We start from the raw sequence: 21,273 nt of genomic DNA on the forward strand, positions 1-21,273 counted from the left end.
TTTTCATTTTTCGTTGTCTTTGGGGGAACTTGTCTTACCGTTGCTATCATCAGTGGAGCGCATTTGAGCAAGTGATCGCGCGTGAGTCGCTAATACCACGCGGTTTTGGCACTTCACCTTTACCACCAGGCCAGCCCTCACGTTGAAGCGAGCGGTTTCCATCAGTTTCCTCTGTTTGGTCGTGGAACAGAATCTGTTGGGTTGGAAAAGGTAAGTCAACACCGTGTTCGACGAGCTTTTTCTTGATCGCTGATAGTACCTTATCGCGCGAGGCAAGATCATCTGCGCGTCGCGGGGGCTTAATCCACCATCGCGCACGGATATTAACAGTACTTCCAGCTAGTTCCATCACCAATACATCAGGAGATGGGTCATTTAATACCTCATCTACGCTACGTATAGCTTCCATTATCAGATCCTTAGCTTGGTCGATATCGTCACCGTAACCAATACCGACATCGTATTGCAATCGCCTATTGTCAAAGGCAGTATTCACAGTGATAGAGTTAGTGAACAACTCAGAGTTCGGGATGACAATTCGCCGACCATCGTAGGTTCTGATTGTTGTAGCACGTGTTTCGATACTTTCCACCGTTCCCTCAAAATCTTTAAAGACAATCTGGTCGTTAATTTGAAACGGTTCGGTTAGCAAGATTAAAATACCAGCTAAAAAGTTTTGTAAAATATCGCGAAACGCAAAACCAATTGCCACGCCACTGATTCCCAGCAATTGTATCAGACTACCTGCTTTAAAGGAGGGAATCACTATAGATAGAGAAACAAATAGACCCACTAGAATTGTCGTCCCCTGTGCCAAGCGTCCCAGCACCAATCCTAGATTTCTAGCGTAGCGTCGGTTGAGAGTTAACCGTTTGATTATTCTCTTAAATCCCCTGGCAGCTAAGAAAAATATTACAAAGACAATAAATGCCAGTAAAATATTAGGTAGCAGTGCAGTGAACCCTATAATCATTGAATGAACTTTTTCCCAAGCTGCTGATATGTATGCACTCATGATGATGATTTGCTTATCGCTAGTTTACAAAGTTTTACAAAGTACTTAGGGATTTAGGGTGATTTCTTTTGTGTAAAGCATCAACCTATGAGACCTACCTAGCGGACTATTTTTGCACAGAAATTTGTCAAACTCCTCTGTCTACAGTTACGTCTTGCTGAAGCAATTGTGAGTTTGTTTGAGATTGACGAAATGATAAAATAACTAAGCAAGGCATAAATAATGCTACCTGAAATATCATAAAAAGGAGTCAGGAGTCAGAATACATCACCCATAAAGGGATGGTGTCTTAACGCTCATTGTCAATCCCTCCGCACGTTCACAAAGGATGAGGTTTTAAACCAATATTCATCTGCCAGTCACTCAGAATTCATGCTGAATTCTGGCTCCTGACTTCTAAATTCTTCTTCATAAAGGCTCCCAAATATTCTAAAAATAATCCCATGACCCAAAAAATTAAGGATTGAGAGTAGCTCATTTTGGAAGTATTATGAATTCACCAGTATTAACGGTATAGGTTAAAATTCAGGTGATTGTCAAAATAATTTGTTAGTTAAAAATAGGGAGAGAACACCAGCTTTTATCAGGGAATAAATCAAAATGAAGGAGTCCTTCTATAATACCTGCGGCGTAAGGATACTGAGCCAGATAGTGCCAAGGACAATGATTCCGGTAATACCAAGACAGAAGTTGAGTCTCTGCATTACTAACAATAATTCCCATTGCTAACTGTTCAAATAAACTGATGTCATTTCCAGAGTCACCACAAACAAGCGTGTCAGCTGGTATTACTTTTAGTAGTTGTTGTAAATAGGCAGTGGCATTACCTTTATTACTGTATTCAGGTAGAATATCAACATTTCGCCCATTACTAAAAATTATCTGATTTTTTAATCCAGAAAAGTTTAATAAATCTCGTAACTCATCAATGACTGAAAGCGACGAGTTCTTATCTAAACACAAGCTAATTCTCCAAGGGGTTTGTTCAATTTTGGGGTGAGGTTTTAAGTCTGAAAATTGCCCAGCAATAGCCAAAATTGTCTCCACATCCCAATCTTTTGAGATATAACCAGCCCACTCCTGGTCTAGAATAACTCCCTCTTTATAAATTTCACTACCCACGCTGGTAATCAAGTAATCGGGTTGTAAAAGTTTTGCTTCTTTGATAAGTTTGCAACTATATAGATAGGAGTAATTCGTAGCGTAGACTAGGTAAATCTGATCGCGTATAATTCGCATCCGCTGATTTAAAATAGTGGTAGCTCGTTCGTTTCCAACTAAAGTGTTGTCTAAATCAGTTACAAAAAGTAGTTTCATATACGTAGTCTGTTTGGTCAAGGAAGTAAGAAATAATAGCAAGACTTAATTTTCGAGATTAACTAGTTATTTATTTATGTAATTAAGCCCTCGGATAGGGATTCAACTAATTGTTCGAGATCATCAATTTCGTGGGAATTTAATGCCCTTGATTCTAATAATTTATGTATATAATTTTCTAAATTAGAGGCGAAATTTTTCGATGTAATTAATTCTTGAACCACCGTTGAAAAAGTCAAAGATTGATAGAGTTTATGAACTTGACTTGCAACGGCTTGACAACTGAAATAAGACTGAACCCAACTTCGCCCAGACGTGCCGTAAGACTTCCAAATTTCTGGATTTTCAAATACATTCCAAATTGTAAGCGCTAAAGTATCGGAGTCACCAGGAGGAACAAGTAATCCAGTTGTACCATGCACGACAGTATGCTGAAGTTCACCGACATCGCTAGCAATTACTGGTGTTCCAGAAGCCATTGCTTCAATAGCAACTAAGCCATTGGTTTCGTAGTGAGTTGGCACCACACAAACATTTGCTGCTGCATAGTAAGCCGGTAACTGTTCGTGCGAACAGTCACCGATAAAAAGTGTAACCTCTTCTAGCCCCAGTTGATTAACTAAGGCTCTAATTCTTTGTTGTTCTTGACAGTCTACAACGCTCTCGAGGCTACTTACAACTAAGTAGAGTTTATAGGGTTGGGGTAATTTGGTACAAGCTTTTACCAGAGTTTCAATTCCCTCATTGGCATCAAAGCATCCTACATATAAAATTATTCGGATATCCGGAGGAATTTCTAATTGTTGGCGAGCGAGTTCCTGAGTGACCATACTAAAGCGGTCGGTGTTAATACCAAATGGAATCACTTGGATGCGCCCGTGTTGCGAAATCAGCTCACGCAGATCTTCAGCTTGTTGAGGGCTAGTAGTTATAACGCAATCTGCCTGTTCTAAACAGGCCAACTCTACACCATGTCGAATTACAGCGATCTTAGGAGGATTTTCAACATTACGGTATTTAACTGCCCCTATAGAATGATACGTGTGAACTTGAGGTAACCTCAATCGATGCTTAAGTTGCAATCCCACCCAACCAGAAAGCCAATAATTGGTGTGAATTAATGCATATTTACGTCCTGTGCGCTGTTGAAAGTCAAGCCAGGCTTCGACAAATTTCGGCAGATATTCAAACACATCGTTCTTGGTAATGAATTTTTTGGGTCCTGCTGTGAGACGAATTACGTTACACCCAGGCGTTAGTTCCAGAATTTCTTCCTGCTTGGAGTCTTCTGTTCGAGTAAATATATCGACCTGGCAACCGCGTTTTGCTAGTGCTATTCCCAATTCACGCACGTAAATATTTTTTCCACATGCTCCTTGTTTACCTATCTTCAGGGAAGGATCACTATCAACCGAAAGAAGTGCGTAAAAAGGCTTACTATTTGTCGAATAAGTTGCAGGACTTTTTGATGATTTCATGAAATTCAGAGGATAAAGACTAGCAACCATTAGGTTTAAACCTTAAAGTAAGCAATTCAAAGGTGATGGATTTAGTTAGTCAGTAAAATTTGAATGGTCTCCCTAAGTTAACTCTGACACGACCTTAGCTTATCCCCCAAAAGTATAAAAGCTGGGGAGAAAGTGAGCAGAAATCGGGCAGATGAGTAACAATCAGTCAAAGATGTTCTGTCTAAGTTAAGTAGGCGATATTGTTCCATAATGTTTGCCCGTTAAAATTAAAATTCCTCAAAGCAAATCTAATCTTCCAACTTTGAGGAATTATACTGTGTAGTGTTTCGAGGAGTTATCTTAAATATGAGTTTAAGGCTCAGTTGTAGAAATATCGGGGAGAAATCAGGTAAAAGTCGGGTAGATAACACTATGAAGTGACGACTCCACACACCTCCCTTCGGGTAGGTGCGGGCTTCTCTTAGAAGAAGCGCCTAAAGCTGCTTCAGTCGATAGCCCAAGCCGTAAACTGTTTCAATAAAATCATCAGGAGCGCCAACTTCTCGGAGTTTATGACGTAAACCTTTGATATGAGATTTAACAGTTTCTTCGCTGGGTGGATCTTCCAGTGACCAAATTCGCTCAATAATTCCTCCCCGAGTCAGTACCCTGCGACCGTTAGAAACCAGCAGTTCTAAGAGGGTGTATTCTCTTGGCGTAAGGTGCAGGGGTTTATCTGCATAAGTAACTTCATAGGTGCTGGTATTTAAATGCAGACCTCCCCAGCAAAGGTTTGCCGACGCTGTAACACTGCCACGTCGCAACATAGCGCGAATCCGCGCCATTAGCTCTGGCATTTCAAAAGGTTTTGTCATGTAGTCATCAGCCCCAGCGTCCAAACCAATTATCTTATCTGCGAGTGTATCGCGGGCTGTTAGCATGAGGATGGGTAAGGCAGAGTTATGAGAACGCAGCTTTTGGCACAAACTCACACCGTCTAATTTCGGTAGAGTAATATCTAGTACAACCAAGTCATACACACCCACCTTGACACAGTTCCAAGCCTCCTCACCATCTACAGCAACATTCACAACATAGTGACGCTCAGTTAGCGCTTCTGTCAGCATTTCCGCTAATTGAGTATCATCTTCAACTACTAAAATGCGCATTGTTAGATTATTTTTAAATTTAATAAACAGTAGGCAGCACAAAAATATTAACTTTAAGATAACTTAAATTAAGTATTATTTATGAAATGTTGGCGAGAACGGGAATGGATTGCTGGAGCTTTCGGGTTATCCTTACTGCTAATGGGTGTTGTCAGTATGATTTCTTACCAAAATGCTACTCAGCTAATTCAGAGCGGCGATAAGGTAAAGCGTACCCATGAAGCTCTAAAAGACATTACAGATGTCTTTGCTACATTGAACGATGCTGATGCTGGACGACGGGGTTACATTCTGTTTGGAAATCACCTAGAACTCAAACGTTACGAGCAGGCGATGAACAGCTTGGATGCTAAAGTCGAAACATTAGAAAAGCAGGTTGCTGATAATTACAGTCAACAACAACTACTAATTAAACTGAAATCTTTGATAGTTCAAAGAGGTGAGCTTTCCAGACAGTTTTTAGACCTTTATCAATCGGGTCAATTAAGCCTAACTTTGCAAGGTTCATTGATTCAAAAAATCAACCATAATCGCAGTGAAATTGGTAAGACTCTAGCTAGGATGGAAAATAGAGAACAAGACTTATTACAGATCTGGGTAAGAAAATCTCAATATAGTATCCGTAATCGGATGTTTGTTGAATTTGGTAGTACTTTACTGACTTTTACAATCTTGTTAAGCGTTTTTGCAGTACTTTACCAACAAATGGTTAAGCGCCAGCAATCTGAAGCTATGCGACTAGCTTTGGCTAAAGAAAAAGAATTAAGTGAACTGAAGCTGAATTTCTTTTCAATGGTGTCCCATGAATTTCGTACACCTTTAAGTATTATTTTAGGCTCTGCTCAATTATTATCTGAAAGCGACCAGCAGTGGACAGAAGAAAAAAAAATCAAAAATTTGCACCGAATTCAATCTGCTTCCAGATCAATGAATCAAATGCTGACAGATATTTTAACTTTAAGTAGAGCAGATGCAGGAAAACTTAAATTTCAACCAGAAATTATTGATGTAGAAGCATTTTGTATTAATTTGATAGAAGATATCAAATTCAGTATCAATCCAAAGCATCAGATTAAGTTTGTTAGTAAATGTAACTTCACTCACGCCAAATTAGATGAAAAATTGCTTTATTCAATTCTCAGTAACTTACTCTCAAACGCGATTAAGTATTCACCTGAAGGGGGAACAATTCAGTTGACTTTACGTAGGGAACTAAAAGTAGTTATTTTTGAGTTAGAAGATGAAGGAGTTGGGATTAGTCTAGAATTTCAAAAGTATCTGTATGAGCCCTTCCGTAGAGGTGATAATGTTGGTAAAATTGTTGGGACAGGACTCGGTTTGGCTGTGGTAAAAAAATGCTTGGATTTGCATCAAGGAGAAATTGATGTAAAAAGTCAAGTGGGGTTAGGTACAAAATTTACTATCAGAATTGCTCAAAGCTTAACAGAAGTTGCTAAGGGATTGTGAAAAAAGAAATTTTCAAACTACCAAAGGGGGAGGCAAAATTCTATCTTTTGAAAGACATTTATGATGATCTACCCGACTTTTACCCGGTTTCTCCTCAAGATTTCCACAATTATTTCTTAGCATAAAAAATATAAGTAACTTTTTTATGTTGATGTGGTAAAATTTATCCGAACCAAATGGGTGAAGCTATCACACCTAAGGGGGCGAATTCTTTGGAAGCGCTTATCTCATAGAGTTTCCCGTCCTAAGCCTCTTGCCATGCTGCAAGCTTGTCTAATTGGTTTGGTTTCTGGACTAGCCTCTGTCTTGTTAGGGCAAGGTGTGGGATGGTTGGGTGGCTGGAGACAGCACGTATCTCACTTGTTACCTGCTTTATTAACGCTGCCGATAATTGGCGTATCAGGTGGATTTCTCGCAGGATGGTTGGTAGAGCGCATTGCTCCTGAAGCGGCTGGCAGCGGTATGTCTGAGGTAAAAGCAGTGTTGGCAAAGGTACCTATGCCCCTCAACTTCCGAATTGCCTTGGTGAAATTAGTCGGTGCAACGCTGGTGCTAGCATCTGGTATACCTTTGGGGCGTGAAGGACCAACGGTTCAAATTGGGGCAGCTTTAGCCAATCAGCTTAGCCGCTGGTTTCCCACCTCACCCGAACACCGTCGTCAGTTAATCGCTGCTGGAGCAGGTGCAGGACTAGCTGCTGCTTTCAATGCTCCAATTGCTGGGGTACTGTTTGTCGTTGAAGAACTTTTGCAAGATGTTTCTGACATCACTTTAGGAACTGCCATCCTGGCTTCGTTTATTGGTTCTGTTGTTGCTCGTATTTGTGGCACCCGTAGTTTAGATTTAAATCTGCATTTAGCAACTCCCAACACCAGCTTTGATGCATTAGAGATTCCTTTTTACTTGTTGTTAGGAATTTTGGCAGGAGCAGGGGGAATACTCTTTAATCGCGGGATTATTGCGTGTTTGGAGTTAAGGCGTCGGTTTCTCAAAATCAGCTTACCCTGGCGAATGGGATTAGCAGGATTGGTGACAGGATTGGCACTGGCTAGCCTACCCTTAGTATTCCGTGATAATGCTGGATTACGGGAACTACTGTTGACGGGTGAAGCAAACTGGCAGTTGGTAGCACTGGTTTTTTGGGTTCAGTTTCTGCTCATTCTATTTACCTATGCTTCTGGTGCGCCTGCTGGATTACTGGTTCCAACATTAGGGTTGGGAGCAGCTTTGGGTTATTTGGTCGGAACTTTATCACACAACTTGCTAGCTTTAGGTTTGGCAACAACCTATGCGCGGGTGGGGATGGGAGCGTTTTTTTGTGGAGTAGCGCGAGTCCCAATTACAGCAGTCATCATCGTGTTTGAGATGACCACGGACTTTAATTTAGTTTTACCCTTAATGATTGTATCAGTGACTGCTTATTTAGTAGCGGAAGCTTTAGAAGAAGGATCATTATACGACCACTTGTTGGAGTTTAAGGGAATTCATTTATCAAAAGAAGCTACCTCTCAAGCACCATGGATGCAGCTAACCGCAGCGAATGTTATGCAGCGCCGTGTGGAAACCCTGACAAGTACGATGAGTCTGGATGAGGCATTGCAGGCATTTTCCCAATCTTCCCACCGTCACTTTCCAATACTAGAAGACGGTCAACTAGTGGGGATCTTAACCCAAAGAGATATCACAAATCCCTCTAAAACAGGCCTGAATAATAACCCCACGGTGGCAGAAGTGATGGCCCCAGAGCCGATAACTGCTCGTCCAGATGATACCCTTACTCATGTTCTACACTTGCTTAACCGTTATAGCATCAACTGTTTACCAGTTGTACAAGGAAGGCGTTTGGTGGGTATTATTACTCGTGGTGATATTATTCGAGCCGAAGCTGACTATTTAAATGCTTCTGAAGACTTTCCAAGTTCCAAACCCGAACCGTCACATGTAGTTTACCATACTAAAGCGCCGGAAACTGGACGGGGACGTTTACTCTTACCGTTGAGCAATCCGAAGACAGCAGGTATGTTGTTAGAAATGGCTATGGTGATTGCTCGCGATCGCCACTATGAAATAGAATGTCTACATATTATAGTTGTCCCCCGTCACAGGATTCTTGCAGAAACACAAGTAAGCATCAGTGCAAGTATACGTTTACTAAGACAAGCGGTGCGTTTAGGGCGTAAACACAATATCCCAGTTCATACCCAAATTCGAGTTGCCCACGACTTGTCACAAGCAGTTCTGCAAACCATCAAAGACCGCCATGTTAACTTGGTGTTAATGGGTTGGAAAGGTAGCACAGTCACACCGGGAAGGGTCTTTAGTCGTGTGGTAGATGCAGTGATCCGGCAAGCAGCCTGTGATATTGTTTTAGTTAAGCTTAATGAGTATAGCCAGTTTGAACGCTGGTTGGTACCGATAGCGGGTGGTTCTAATGCTCGACAGGCAATTCAATTGCTCCCGGCGCTGACCTCACTGAGTAAAACCCCAACAGTCAAGTTATGTCAAGTCTTTGAACCAGATCAAGCCAAACGAGATACAACGAATCTCGAAAAAGCTGCTAATTTCCTGGAACAACAAATTAATGGTTTAGTAACAATTTCTGCAGTTAATGCAAATTCTGTTTCCGAAGCTATCTTGGATTGTGCGAAGCACAACCGTAGTGATGTAATTGTTTTAGGAGCTTCTCGTGAGCGGATGTTGTCGCAAGTCGTGCATGGTAACATCCCAGCAACCATCTCTCGTAATAGTAATCAAACTGTAATTTTGGTACGTGCAGCATCTGCTATTTGAGAATAATAATATGAATATGAATACGAATACCTTATTTAAAGATGCGTGGAAAACTCGGGTATAAATAAAGAATGACTGAAAAATCATTGAAAATTCCAATGGTTATTAGGATAAACCCATAATTTTAGAGGTGATTTTAGCATGGCGATTGAATCAGCAGTGGAAGGAGCCGCAGTTGAAGCAAATCTGAAGCAATTTCTTTTAGTGCTTTCGGTTTCCTTGGGTGTGGCAACGCTAACGCGGGTTTTTAGCTGGTTGCGTCATATTCCCTATACCCTGCTGCTAGTTATTGTGGGGCTACTGCTCGCATTGGCAGATGTTAGATTGGTGTATCTTTCCCCGAGCTTAATTTTGTCGATTTTTTTGCCACCGTTGTTGTTTGAAGCTGCTTGGAATTTGAGATGGGCAGATTTAAAGCGGGATATGCTGCCAATTTGTCTGTATGCTGTTATTGGGGTCGTTATCTCCATTGCCGGAGTGGCAATCGGGTTGAATCAAATAACAGGGCTTTCACTCTCTGCTGCTTTGCTGATTGGAGCCTGTCTTTCTGCGACTGATCCCATATCTGTCACGGCATTATTTCGAGAACTCGGAACATCAAAGCGCCTCATAACTTTGATGGAAGGTGAGAGTTTATTCAACGATGGTATGGCAGTCGTTTCCTTTGGTTTTTTAGTTACGTCGTCCTTAGGAAATGCTGAATTGGCATTACAACCAATTTTAGTTCAGTTTGTTAAAGTTGTTGGCATTGGTATTGCGGTGGGTGGTTTAATTGGATTTGGTATTTCCTACCTTACCCAACGCTTCGATCTACCATTAGTCGAGCAGTCTTTTACTCTAGTTTCCGCTTATGGTGCTTATCTCATTACTGACGATCTAGGTGGTTCTGGGGTGATTGGAGTTGTTACCACAAGCCTAATTCTAGGTAACTTTGGCTCTCGTATTGGGATGAGCGCGCGTACACGGCTGGTTGTTAGTGATTTTTGGGAATTTCTAGCGTTTTTTGTCAACTCGATTATCTTCCTGGTGATTGGCGACCAAATTCGCTTTACGCTTCTCAGAGACAATTTGGGAATAATAGCAACTACAGTTGCGGGAATGATTTTGACACGCGCGATCGCTATCTACTTTTTGGGCTTTCTCAGCAATCGCTTTGCCAACTCCCAGATTTCTGTAAGAAAGCAAACGGTGCTTTGGTGGGGTGGGTTACGGGGAGCTGTTTCCATTGCTTTGGCATTGAGTGTGCCGATCAGTATACCAGAGCGAGGAGCAGTAATTGCTACTGTCTTTGGCAGCGTGCTGTTTACGCTACTTGTGCAGGGATTAACTATTCAACCTTTATTAGAAAAGTTACAGTTAATTGGCGATCAACCATTGCGTCAGCGGTATTTAGAATTAGTTGCTCGTCAGGCTGCTCTAAATCGTGTCCAGCAACACCTATCGCAGATAGATAAACGCCCTGGAATCGAACCAGAGTTTTGCAGCTACTTGGAAACCCAAGTGGACGAGAAAATCAAGCAGTTGTCAGCAGAAGTTGACCAACTACAAGAAGAGTTCCCCAATCTAGGAAACTTTGTGACAGAACAACTGGTGGATGAACTACTGATGACTGAAGTAGATACCTATGCCGAATTTATTCGCTTAGGTCGGTTAAACCAAGAACTTTCACCCTTTCTTCTAAAATTTCTTAACCCCAAGTGAGCAATTTTTACAGTTATCAATTATCAGTTATCACGCCCATCATAGGCGTTGATCACTGATAACTGTTCACTGTTTTGAGATCCAAAACCAGATTTTCTCACTCACTTTGCTGTGTATTTGCTGGAAGTGGTGCGGTTTGTAGGGAGAGATTGAGGATTTGTCCAGTACGGTTTAGCTGTAGTTGCAGGTTACTACCTACAGATTTACTGTCAACTAATTCCTGAACCTTTCTCGAATCTGTGATCGTCTGACCATCGATTTTTTGGATAACATCACCCGACCTTAATCCTGACGAAGCTGCTGGAGAATTAGGTAAGACTCTGGCAATTAACACGCCCCTATCTAATTGTACTGTTAAGCCACTATTAGGATCGCTGTTGATGGCTTTTTCAACTTGCGGGGTAAGGGTTACCATTTCAATTCCCACGTAAGCATGTTCAACTTTACCGTTAGCTATCAATTGATTTGCAATACGTTTAGCTGTATTTATCGGAATCGCAAAGCCAATACCTTGAGCACCCTGAATAATTGCTGTATTTATCCCAACAACTTGTCCTTGACTATTAAGTAGCGGTCCACCAGAGTTACCAGGATTGATCGCTGCGTCGGTTTGTAAAAAATCGACTCGTTTATCAGAAATTGTACGCCCTTTTGCACTGATGATCCCTGAAGTTACAGTGTTATCAAGTCCGAGAGGATTGCCGATCGCGATCGCCTCATCTCCCGGTTGCAGTTGATCCGAATTACCTAACGTCATTGTTGGTAAATTCTCAGATGGTATCTTGACCACAGCCACATCTGTCACAGTATCTTCGCCTAAGACTTTTCCTTGAAAAGTACGACCATCTTTTAAAGTTACCGTCACCCTATCTGCACCATCAATAACATGAGCATTGGTCAGGATTTGGCCATCAGCATTGATAATAAAACCAGAACCAATCCCTCTAACTATTTGACGAGAAGGTTGATTTGGGATGTCAGAACCAAAAAATTGACGGAAAAACGGATCGCTAAACTCTTCAGGTAATTTACTAGTTACAGTTTTTGTCGAGTTAATCCGCACGACTGCTGGTCCTACTTGCTTAACTATATTAGCTATTGAGTTAGCAGCAGGTGTTATCGCCGTAGTGGAAGGAGCCATTGCAGGATTTGGCGCGGAGACTGGTGCAGACGTTGAGACATTACCGACAGATTGCTTAGGGGGTTGTTGATTGTGGAATACTAAATAACTTGCTAATATTGCAATTCCCGCCCCCAATAAGAACATCAACAAATTAGTAGCAGATTTCGGTAAAGTCGAACGCCTATCAATTGGTTGCTTATTGTCGGATAACCTAAGATCCCTTTCTAAATCCTGTTGATCGTGTTTCATTTTTCTCAAAAAATCTTTGATTTTAAGTGATTTTACTTATGCTAATTAGTCTTTGCAAATAAGACTTGAGGTTTTTGATCCAATTCTGCAATGCGGCTTATAGGCCAGTAGCGGATAATTGCTCTACCTATAATGTTTTGGCGAGGAACAAACCCCCAATAATGACTGTCGTAGCTATTGTTACGATTGTCCCCTAAAACTACATACGAATCAGGCGGTACAATCACCGGGCCCCATTGATAGTCCGGTTTGGCAGCAATATACTTCTCTTTTAAAGGGTGCTCATTAATATATAGTACTCCATTCTTCACCTCAACTTTTTCTCCTGGTAAACCGATGATTCTTTTAATGAAAGCGCTGTGATAATCTTCTTCTAAAAGTGTTTTTGTGGGATTAAACACAATAATGTCGCCTCTTTGCGGGTTTTCAAAGTCATAGCTGATTTTGTCAATCACGAGATGATCATTAATTTGGAGAGTAGGCTCCATTGAACCGGAAGGAATATAACGAGCTTCGGCAACAAAGGCTCTAATTCCGAACGCAATAATTAAACTTAATCCAACAGTTTTTAAACCCTCAAACCAAAAATGAGGCTGAAGACTTTTTTTGACCATAACGACAAATTTTATAATTCAAAAAATTAATTCGTCTTTTGTGAAGCCCACATTTTTAAAATAGCAACTTAATGTTGCATAACTATGAATAAACTGTGTCAAATTATTGAATATAAGGTAATCTTACTAAAGGAGGATATCACTACTATGATAAATAATCGTATTAAAAGCCTATAAAGATAAAATTCTAATTCTGACAATAAAAAGGAGTCAGAAGTCAGAATACAGGAGTCAGAATGCATCGCCTATAAAGGGATGGTGTTTTAGTAAAAGTTTCGCAGAGCAGCAAGTTAACGCGTGGTTTTAACCAGTATTTATCATTCTGAGTCCTGACTCCTGAACTCTTCTTCATAAATAAGCCGTGTCAAGTTTTTATGTACAGAGTATACATAATTCAATTAATGATACATTAAAATGAAATTGAAATGAAATCAAAGTCTTTCTTTAGATATAAAAAAAGCCTCGTCCATTAGATAGAATTATTATCGGGAAAGGCAGAGGGCAGGAGGCAGAAGGCAGAAGGCAGAAGGGAATTCTGCCTCCAGATCTGGAGCCCGATCTGCGGAGGGAACAAGGGTTTAAGACCCCAACTTCCTTAAGTTGCACCCTTTCGGTTGGGGTCGAATCCCCTAACGTAAGGAACCTTCTGCCCTCTGCCTTCTCCTACGGAGACGCTACGCGAACGTACTTCTGCCTTCTTCAATGAGTTTGAAGTTATAGCCTAAACAAAGGAAATCATCTTAAATTAGGGTATAAAGATACGCCTTCTACTTCCACAAAGTTATGAGTCTATTTTGTAGATATTTCTGTTATTGATAGGCAAAAACAGCCACTTAACTTTACCTTTTTCTGGATTGAAACTAGGAAATGGGAAGAATATAATTACACTGTTACGTTTGATTAGCGGCGAAATTATCAAGCCTAAGTTAGATGCTTTTACTCTAATATTTCAGCCGCTTAGACAACTAATACCGTTTTGAATTTGAGATATTAGGTTGGGTTAGGTGAAACATGAATAAAACCGAACAATATGAACACTTTATGGTGGGTGTTTAACTCCCTTTCCAGCGTGCGCTCCCGCCGCGCTAATATGTAGGAGTTGAACATTGGGCATTATGGACATGGCGCGGCTTGGCTTCACCGCAGTCCAGTTTTGTCGCCGTAAAATGAAGCGGAATCACCTTCTGCGCTTAGAATGTGTAAACCTACCTGTATTAATTTTTCAATATATTTCTAGCTCATAGGAGACTAATAAAATGCCCCAATGGCTTTACGACCTTGCAATTGTCTCATTAGTCACTGCTGGAATCTGCTTTTTAATCATTGCTATTGATATTTTTACCAAAAATCCACAAAATATGTGGATAATGCAGGTCGTTTGGCCAGTCACAGCTTTATGGTCAGGACCACTAGGGCTTTATGGCTACTACAAAGTGGGTCGCTTGAGTGCTAAACAGCGAGTTCAAAGAGCTAAAGAGCAAGGCGAAAAACCTCCAAATAAGAAAAAGCCATTTTGGCAAAGTGTTGCTGTCGGAGCAACTCATTGCGGTAGTGGTTGCACTTTAGGAGATATTTGTGCTGAATGGTTCGTTTTTTTTGTGCCGTTTGCTATCTTTGGTAGCCATGTGGCTGGCACTTGGTTATTAGATTATATTCTTGCTTTCATGCTTGGGATTGCTTTTCAATACTTCACTATCCAACCGATGCGCGGACTTTCGATGATTGATGGTCTAAAAGCTGCGGTGAAAGCAGATACTCTTTCATTAACAGCGTGGCAAATCGGAATGTATGGCTGGATGGCGATCGCACTGTTTATTCTTTTTTCCCCAGAAACATTACGCCCAAACAATCCCGTGTTCTGGTTTATGATGCAGATCGGCATGGTCTGCGGCTTTCTCACCAGCTATCCGGTTAACTGGTGGCTGCTTAATCAAAACATTAAGGAATTGATGTAAGCAGCTCATCAGTTACGGTGCTGAAACCCGAAGCACAATCTTACCACCTGTATGCCCCTCGGCTAACTGGGTATATGCCTGACGCACGTCTTTGAGGTCATACACCGCAGCCACAGGAACCTGTAACTCCCCGTCTGCGATCAACCCAGCGACTTTAGCCAGAACGTCACTAGACTCACCCTTTGAACTCCCGTCAGTATGAACTTTGTGCTTGTCTGCTGCAGCGAAATCGATAATGGTATTGATCCGATCCGGATCGATACCCATATTAATTGCTAAATCAACATACCCATGACCCACAGTGTCAATCACAGCATCAAAGCCGCTTGGAGCAACACGGATCAGATTCTCACGCAGATCATTTTTGTAGTCGACTGGTGTCACACCTATTGAGCGCAACCAGTCATGGTGCGACTGTTCGGCAGTACCGACGACAGAAGCCCCTGTACGCAGAACCAGCTGCACAGTGAGCGATCCTACCCCACCGGAGGCACCAGACACTAGAATTGTTTCTCCACGCTGAGCCTTAACAGCAGAGACAGAAGCCATCGCCGTCGATGCGATAACGAAAAGGGATCCAGCTACATCCCAGTCCAGGGATTCAGGCTTGACAACCAGTTGCTCAGCAGGAACAGCAACAAACTCTGACTGGGCTGAGCGCTTGTTCGACCAGCCGATGACTGGCGTACCTACACTAGGAGCAGTTACACCGTCGCCCAGTTCAGCAACCACCCCAGCGAAGTCTGTCCCTTGACCTGAGGGGAATGTTGAGGGAAACATTTTGTCAAGTTTGCCTTCTCGTATAGCAATCTCTCCAGGGTTAGTACCGGCGGTGACCACACGAACCAGTACTTGACCAGGGCTAGGCGATGGTTTTGGAACATCGATAACTTTAAGAACATCTACATTCCCGTAGTGGTCAAAGCGCACTGCTTTTGGCATCTCCTACCTCCTATAAATTTCTGTCATGTTTGATGATATCCGAATCAGTGCTCTTGTTGTGTTGGTCTTATCAGGATCTCATTAACATTCACATGTGGGGCTTGCGTGATATCATAAATAACTGTTGTTCTTGATGGCGGGCAATAGTAGCGACCTGTGCGCCTTCAGTCGCCAGTACTCAAGGTACACTCTTGGTGCAATTCCGGTTTTGATAGCGGTTTCTCTAGCGGCTAATCGGGGCTAAACTCATCTATGAGAGTGACAAAAATTGCTGCCGCTGGTACTGCCAATAACACACCTACTAATCCAAACAACTCACCCATTACGAGAAAAGCAATAATAACAATTACTGGATTCAAATCCACCTGTTTACCCACAATTAGGGGCTGGATTATGTGTGCATCTACTTGATTCAATACCAAAAATAACGCCAAGACTAACAATACCTTTGTTTGGCCGTGAGGGATTGTCAAAGCTATGAGCGCCGGTAGAAGCGTGCCAATAATTGAGCCAAAGTAGGGAATAATTTCTAGTATTCCGGCAAAGAAGCCAAAGGATATAAACAACGGGATTCCAATAAAATATAGTCCAACTCCAGCCCCTACACCAACAAATACCATTGCTATTCCCACACCGAATATCCAACCTTGAAGCCGAACTCGTATAGCAGGTAGCAACCTCAAGAATTGATCATGGTATCTGCGTGGTATTAACCGTAGGATTCCTTCAAGTACAGAACTGGGATTTGTTGCCATGTATATGGCTAAAATGACTGTGCCTATTGCTTGAACAGTCTGATTAAATGTATTACTTAGCACTAAAGGAAATGAAGTAATTATTCGTCCTAGATAATTCCTTAACTGATCTAAACCCAAGGTGAAATTAGAGACAAAACTCCATTTATTGTGAAGGCTTGCAACAAAGTTCCTCAGATAATCTACATAATTTGGTAATTGCTGAAGCAAAACCTGAGTTTCAACAATGAAGTTCGGTATCAGCACCAGCCCAATAAATGCCCCGAACCCTACAACCAAGCCTAACATTATCAGTACTGCTATCGAACGCACCTTGACAATTCTTTGTAGCCACTCCAAACTCATTTGCATAACCAATGCCAAAAGCCCTGCAACAGCAACTATCTCTAAAACCAGTACCAATCTGTAGAGAATATACGCTATCACCACCAACCAAAACGTTAGGGGAGCGCCTTGGGTAAGCCGGTCTTTTAAACTATTTTTGTTCCTATTGTCTGACATGTTATCTAAAAACTTTGGCTATAAGTCCTGCCCCTGGAAAGTGCGATGTTGACTAAAAATAGTAGAAAAGCCGAGGTTGTTAAGTTTGAGTGATTTTTGATAGCCGCAAGTGGTACTGAGTTAGGTAACCTATTGCCTCTTTTATTATTAAATATCTCGCATAGCTAAGAGTTCATTCTCTAGCCGGAGGAATATTTTGTTAACTTCTTTTTGGCTTTGTTGCAAAGCGATCGCTAATACTGGAATCTATATGGAGCATTTTTGCTTGTTGTCAAGTTCTGTAATTAAGCTTAACTTAGGATCACCCCCACTGGCGGCGTTCGCCGCCCGTTACTTATGTAGAGAAACTTTTATAATAGAATTACCCTGGCAGCTAAAACCGGATTAACAATAGTGTTCTTAAGCCTGCGAATGAGCGTGGTTCTGGGCTTTGATGGTTACTATATTAGTCAAGTAGCAATGCTACTATCCTGGTCAGAAGATTGTTTGAAATAAGACCAGCCTAGGTCAGGGTATTTACTATTATTTTGTTTAGAGTTGAAATTGACTCTAGCCTGTTTTGTCGTGCCACCAAATTTTAACTCGGCGCAAATTTTCACGATTTTCGGTGTTTCTAGCCTTTACAGATGGTGGAAAAGTTTCTCAAAAGTTTGATGTACTTTGTGATTAATAATTATATCCCGTGTAGCAAAATCCTGCTGTATTTAATCAAACTAAGTTGAAGTACAGCAGGCTATTAAAAATGTCTACTTGCAATTTAAACTTCTTCAGTATATTTGCACTACAAAAATTTATTTATAGATCTTGCTGTACAAAAAACTGAGAGTTTAAGCCTCAATATAAAGTACTCATGTAAAGCCTGCACTTAACGACACCTAGCTACTGCCACACATCTTTATTTCACTGGCCTGTGCTGCCATTTGTATTGGAACCACTGGTGTTACTGTTGGTGCCAGGGCTACTCCCATTCCCACCACTTTCAGTAATACTACCGCCATTATTTGCCGCTTGAGCTAGTTGTAAATGCTGCTGTTGTGTAGGTAAAAAATTTCTGATGAAGGCTTGCACATCCTGGCTTTTTGTCGTAGTAGCTTGACGCTGAAACTCAGATACGCTACTGGCATTTGACTTAGCTAGCTCTTGAGTGTATGCCTGATCGAAGGCTGTACCTTGTTTGTGTGTGGGATAAATTCTCCAGTCGACTCCGATCCTGTTTGCTTAAATCAACTGGCACACTCATATTATGCTGACGGGCTAGCTCTAGCAATGCTCTTTGAAACTGGGCATGGTCATTAAATATGTGGAGAGCTACCTGTGCTACCTGCGGACTCTGAGCTCTTTGCAGAGCAAGTTCTGCTGATGCCAACTCATAGGCGCTATCTTGAGCAGTTTTATTCAAAAACTGCTTAGTGTTTGAGCTGATTGGAGTTGTCTGAGTTTGGTTAGACTGCCCCGAGGTATTTTGTATAGGGGTAGTTTGTTGTGCTAAGGTTTTTCCTCCTACATAGAGAAATGCTCCTGTGGCTAATAAGGTAGCTAATCCTTGTTTAATCATTGCTCTTTCCTTACAGGTTAAAGTTTTTTCGAGCTTATGGGTAGTGTTTCAAATTTGCTATTAATTCAGATTGATACTTGTTTAAACTTAGTAGTTTCAAATCACAAATCTGTAACACCACCGATATCCTATTTTCGCGGGACTTTGTTGCAATCTATCCTCGGTTAGGGTATGGGGATAAACATCAATACATTAGCCAAGCAACAGAGACAAAAAACCCGATTTCCGTCGTTGTGAAGACCAATTTTAGGTCAACTTATAAGAAACCGGGTTTTTGGGGTTACGTTACCAATCCAATGCAACGCAGAATAAAGCTCCCATTGAGTCAAGCCTGGATTAAGACACTCGAATTTTAGAAAATTTTGTACACTCAATCTTTAAGGACGTTGACGCGGTCGATAATAGCACAGACTTTCATACGCAGCGCGCGCTTCCAGTAATCCATATACATTATACGCTTCTCGATGGTCGCTACCTCTACCTTCTAAACAATGTTGAGTTACTTTGGGAAGAGAGTGATTGACGATAGCCTAACGCCCAACGGGGTGGTAATGGAGGACGACCAGTCAGTTCAAAGAAGTTATTTGTGCCATCAGTCTGGCAAATTCCAACTTCTAAACGCTCCCCACAAAGATAACGGCTAGCATATTAGCTAATAAAAAATCTATGATTCTCTACCATTGGCTTTAGGAATCAGTTAAATTTTCTATATCCAAAGATAGTATTTTTGTTTTCTCTATCTAAGTTAAGTTGACAATTTACTCTCACTTTCAAAGGCCTCGTCAAAAATTCAACCATAAGTATGAAGAGAATCTAAGTTCTATCTTTAAGCTAAAGGCATAGGCTCTTTAAAGCAGAGAAAATAAAAAAGTCATAACTTATACCAATTGGATGAGTAAAGTAAGTTGACAAAATATGAAATTTATCTACTTAGCTATTATGACTTTTACAATAGCAACTCCACTGAGGGAAAATGTCTTTCCTGCGTATACCCACTACTTAAAAAGTAAAAGAAATTCGGAACGTTCTCAGGAAATGATTCAAGTTAAGAAGCAAAAAGCTCAAGCCATTTCTCTTCAACAAGATCAGTCTCTTTTATTCTTGAGTTTAGGAAATTCAGATTTTGGCTCAGGAAAATTTGTAGCAGCAGTAACAGATTATACTCATGCTTTAGAAGTAAATCCTAACAATGCTGCTGCGTATTACAATCGAGGAGAAGTTCGTAGTAAATTAGGGGATAAAAAGGGAGCAATTGCAGATTTGAAAAAAGCTTTGGATATTTTTAAATCTCAAGGAGAACAAGATAATTACCAAGATGCTTTGAATCATCTTAAACAACTACAAAACTCGTAATATGGATTATCAAGCCTGCGAATGTATTCGTTCGGCTTTGGGTATAGACCTACAGCCAAAGACGTTCACTCTTTTACAAATGGGTTTACGTGCCATAGTTATTTATATAGCAGGGTTGTTGATGGTGCGCTTAGCAGAAGACCGTCGTTTCGGTAACTGAGTTACTCGCATCTTTACGTAGCAATGCCCACTTATCTGAGCCCGATAAGGTAAAAATTGCTCGTTGGGAACGTAGCGGACAAATCAGCGTCATTCCGGCGGCACGAGAGCTACAGGTCATTGAAGTGAAAGTAGAACAAGGTATACAGACGATGCGGATTGAGTTTAATTATCCTCCAGAAGGATAAATTTACTAATCAGAAAACCTAAAAAAGAAATCAGATTTCACAAATCAGAATTAATTCGATGCCGTTAGGGCATAATCAGACTTTAGCAATACAGATTTACAGAAGAAGTCTGTCTCATGGTGTATGTTTGATTAGCTGCTATGTTTAACGATATTAGTTAAGTTTTGAAGATGACTAACTAACTAACTATTAAGAGTAAAATTTTCAAAAAATTATTCTTAATAAGTTAAACCTAAACTGCAACAGTAAGGAAATTACTAATGTTTTTTCATAAGAAAGAAACAATTCATGTTGTTGATGTGAAAGAAGCTAATCCACGTTTTGCTCAACTACTTTTAGAACAATTCGGTGGTGCAACAGGTGAACTCTCTGCGGCTTTACAATATTGGGTACAGTCTTTCCATGTGGAGAATGCAGGTATCCGTGATATGCTTCAAGACATAGCTATTGAAGAGTTTAGCCATTTGGAAATGGTAGGCAAAATGATTGAAGCTCACACTAAAAGCGTGGACCAAACCGAGGCTTTCAAGAGTACTTTGTTTGCTGTACGTGGCAAAGGACCGCACTTTCTAGATAGTCAAGGTAATGCTTGGACAGCTAGCTATTTAAATGAAGGTGGCGATGTAGTACGGGATTTACGAGCTAATATTGCTGCCGAAGCTGGTGCACGTCAAACCTATGAGGAGTTGATTAAGTTAGCTACCGATGAAGGAACCAAAAACACACTTGTTCATCTTCTCACACGGGAAATCTCCCATACCCAAATGTTTATGAATGCATTGAATAGCTTAGGTAAATTAACTGATCCGTTGTTTGGTAATGTCCAACCTGATAGCACCGTTGACATATACTATAACTTGTCTACTAACGGGATAGAAGATGAACGTGGTCCTTGGAACTCAGAGCCAAATTTCCGTTACATTGCAGATCCCTTGAGTCAACGTTCATAAACTACCGGACTTTGGAATGGAA

At 41.1% G+C, this 21,273-nt stretch carries 16 protein-coding genes and 1 pseudogene; 7 read left to right on the plus strand and 10 right to left on the minus strand.

Annotated elements, in window-relative coordinates; translation table 11 throughout:
• Positions 1-3: 3 nt before the first annotated feature.
• The 4 genes and pseudogenes from G4P69_RS06455 to G4P69_RS06470 form a co-directional block, all read right to left on the minus strand.
• Positions 4-1,015, minus strand: a pseudogene (locus G4P69_RS06455) (mechanosensitive ion channel family protein).
• A gap of 549 nt (positions 1,016-1,564) precedes the next feature.
• Entirely contained in the window at positions 1,565-2,332 is a 768-nt protein-coding gene (locus G4P69_RS06460; protein ID WP_208348819.1) for a sucrose-phosphate phosphatase, read from the minus strand.
• Positions 2,333-2,406: 74 nt separating this feature from the next.
• Positions 2,407-3,840 (minus strand): glycosyltransferase, encoded by a 1,434-nt coding sequence (locus G4P69_RS06465; RefSeq protein ID WP_208348822.1) that lies wholly within the window; start codon positions 3,838-3,840, stop codon positions 2,407-2,409.
• 434 nt (positions 3,841-4,274) lie between these two features.
• Positions 4,275-4,949 (minus strand): response regulator transcription factor, encoded by a 675-nt coding sequence (locus tag G4P69_RS06470; protein WP_208348824.1) that lies wholly within the window; start codon positions 4,947-4,949, stop codon positions 4,275-4,277.
• 81 nt (positions 4,950-5,030) lie between these two features.
• On the opposite strand from G4P69_RS06470, the gene G4P69_RS06475 reads away from it, so the two are divergent.
• The 3 genes from G4P69_RS06475 (at position 5,031) to G4P69_RS06485 (ending at position 10,907) form a co-directional block, all read left to right on the plus strand.
• A complete protein-coding gene (locus G4P69_RS06475) occupies positions 5,031-6,416 on the plus strand; it encodes a sensor histidine kinase (protein WP_208348833.1) in 1,386 nt (461 codons plus the stop codon).
• A 258-nt stretch (positions 6,417-6,674) separates the two neighbouring features.
• Positions 6,675-9,206 (plus strand): chloride channel protein, encoded by a 2,532-nt coding sequence (locus G4P69_RS06480; RefSeq protein ID WP_208348895.1) that lies wholly within the window; start codon positions 6,675-6,677, stop codon positions 9,204-9,206.
• A 141-nt stretch (positions 9,207-9,347) separates the two neighbouring features.
• On the plus strand, positions 9,348-10,907 hold the full coding sequence (locus G4P69_RS06485; protein ID WP_208348836.1) for a Na+/H+ antiporter: 1,560 nt from the start codon (positions 9,348-9,350) through the stop codon (positions 10,905-10,907).
• A 97-nt stretch (positions 10,908-11,004) separates the two neighbouring features.
• On the opposite strand, the gene G4P69_RS06490 is transcribed toward G4P69_RS06485, so the two are convergent.
• Positions 11,005-12,279: an HhoA/HhoB/HtrA family serine endopeptidase gene (locus G4P69_RS06490; protein WP_208348839.1), complete on the minus strand. Its 1,275-nt coding sequence runs from the start codon at positions 12,277-12,279 to the stop codon at positions 11,005-11,007.
• A gap of 41 nt (positions 12,280-12,320) precedes the next feature.
• Positions 12,321-12,893: a signal peptidase I gene (gene lepB / locus G4P69_RS06495; RefSeq protein WP_208348842.1), complete on the minus strand. Its 573-nt coding sequence runs from the start codon at positions 12,891-12,893 to the stop codon at positions 12,321-12,323.
• Between the two features lie 1,256 nt (positions 12,894-14,149).
• Between lepB and G4P69_RS06500 the strand changes: the two genes are divergently transcribed.
• Positions 14,150-14,848, plus strand: a complete 699-nt coding sequence (locus G4P69_RS06500; RefSeq protein ID WP_208348845.1) for a DUF4396 domain-containing protein — start codon at positions 14,150-14,152, stop codon at positions 14,846-14,848.
• A 12-nt stretch (positions 14,849-14,860) separates the two neighbouring features.
• On the opposite strand, the gene G4P69_RS06505 is transcribed toward G4P69_RS06500, so the two are convergent.
• The 4 genes from G4P69_RS06505 to G4P69_RS06520 all read right to left on the minus strand — a co-directional run bounded on the left by G4P69_RS06505 (position 14,861) and on the right by G4P69_RS06520 (position 18,601).
• Positions 14,861-15,790 carry an NADP-dependent oxidoreductase gene (locus G4P69_RS06505; protein WP_208348847.1) on the minus strand — a complete coding sequence of 310 codons (930 nt, stop codon included), beginning with the start codon at positions 15,788-15,790 and terminating at the stop codon, positions 14,861-14,863.
• Positions 15,791-16,020: 230 nt separating this feature from the next.
• Positions 16,021-17,046 (minus strand): AI-2E family transporter, encoded by a 1,026-nt coding sequence (locus G4P69_RS06510; RefSeq protein WP_208348850.1) that lies wholly within the window; start codon positions 17,044-17,046, stop codon positions 16,021-16,023.
• Between the two features lie 900 nt (positions 17,047-17,946).
• On the minus strand, positions 17,947-18,255 hold the full coding sequence (locus tag G4P69_RS06515; protein WP_208348906.1) for a DUF4142 domain-containing protein: 309 nt from the start codon (positions 18,253-18,255) through the stop codon (positions 17,947-17,949).
• A complete protein-coding gene (locus G4P69_RS06520; RefSeq protein ID WP_208348853.1) occupies positions 18,176-18,601 on the minus strand; it encodes a DUF4142 domain-containing protein in 426 nt (141 codons plus the stop codon). The genes G4P69_RS06515 and G4P69_RS06520 overlap by 80 nt, the downstream gene beginning before the upstream one ends.
• Before the next feature lie 915 nt (positions 18,602-19,516).
• Here G4P69_RS06520 and G4P69_RS06525 point away from each other — a divergent pair.
• From G4P69_RS06525 to G4P69_RS06535, 3 genes are all read left to right on the plus strand, one after another.
• The gene (locus G4P69_RS06525; RefSeq protein WP_208348856.1) at positions 19,517-19,954 is read left to right on the plus strand and encodes a tetratricopeptide repeat protein; all 438 of its coding nucleotides are present in this window, start codon (positions 19,517-19,519) and stop codon (positions 19,952-19,954) included.
• A 1-nt stretch (position 19,955) separates the two neighbouring features.
• Positions 19,956-20,114 carry a hypothetical protein gene (locus tag G4P69_RS06530; protein WP_208344667.1) on the plus strand — a complete coding sequence of 53 codons (159 nt, stop codon included), beginning with the start codon at positions 19,956-19,958 and terminating at the stop codon, positions 20,112-20,114.
• 447 nt (positions 20,115-20,561) lie between these two features.
• Positions 20,562-21,251: a manganese catalase family protein gene (locus G4P69_RS06535; protein WP_208344666.1), complete on the plus strand. Its 690-nt coding sequence runs from the start codon at positions 20,562-20,564 to the stop codon at positions 21,249-21,251.
• The last annotated feature ends 22 nt before the right edge of the window (positions 21,252-21,273 follow it).

This window comes from Aetokthonos hydrillicola CCALA 1050 (assembly GCF_017591665.1).
Lineage (GTDB): Bacteria > Cyanobacteriota > Cyanobacteriia > Cyanobacteriales > Nostocaceae > Aetokthonos > Aetokthonos hydrillicola.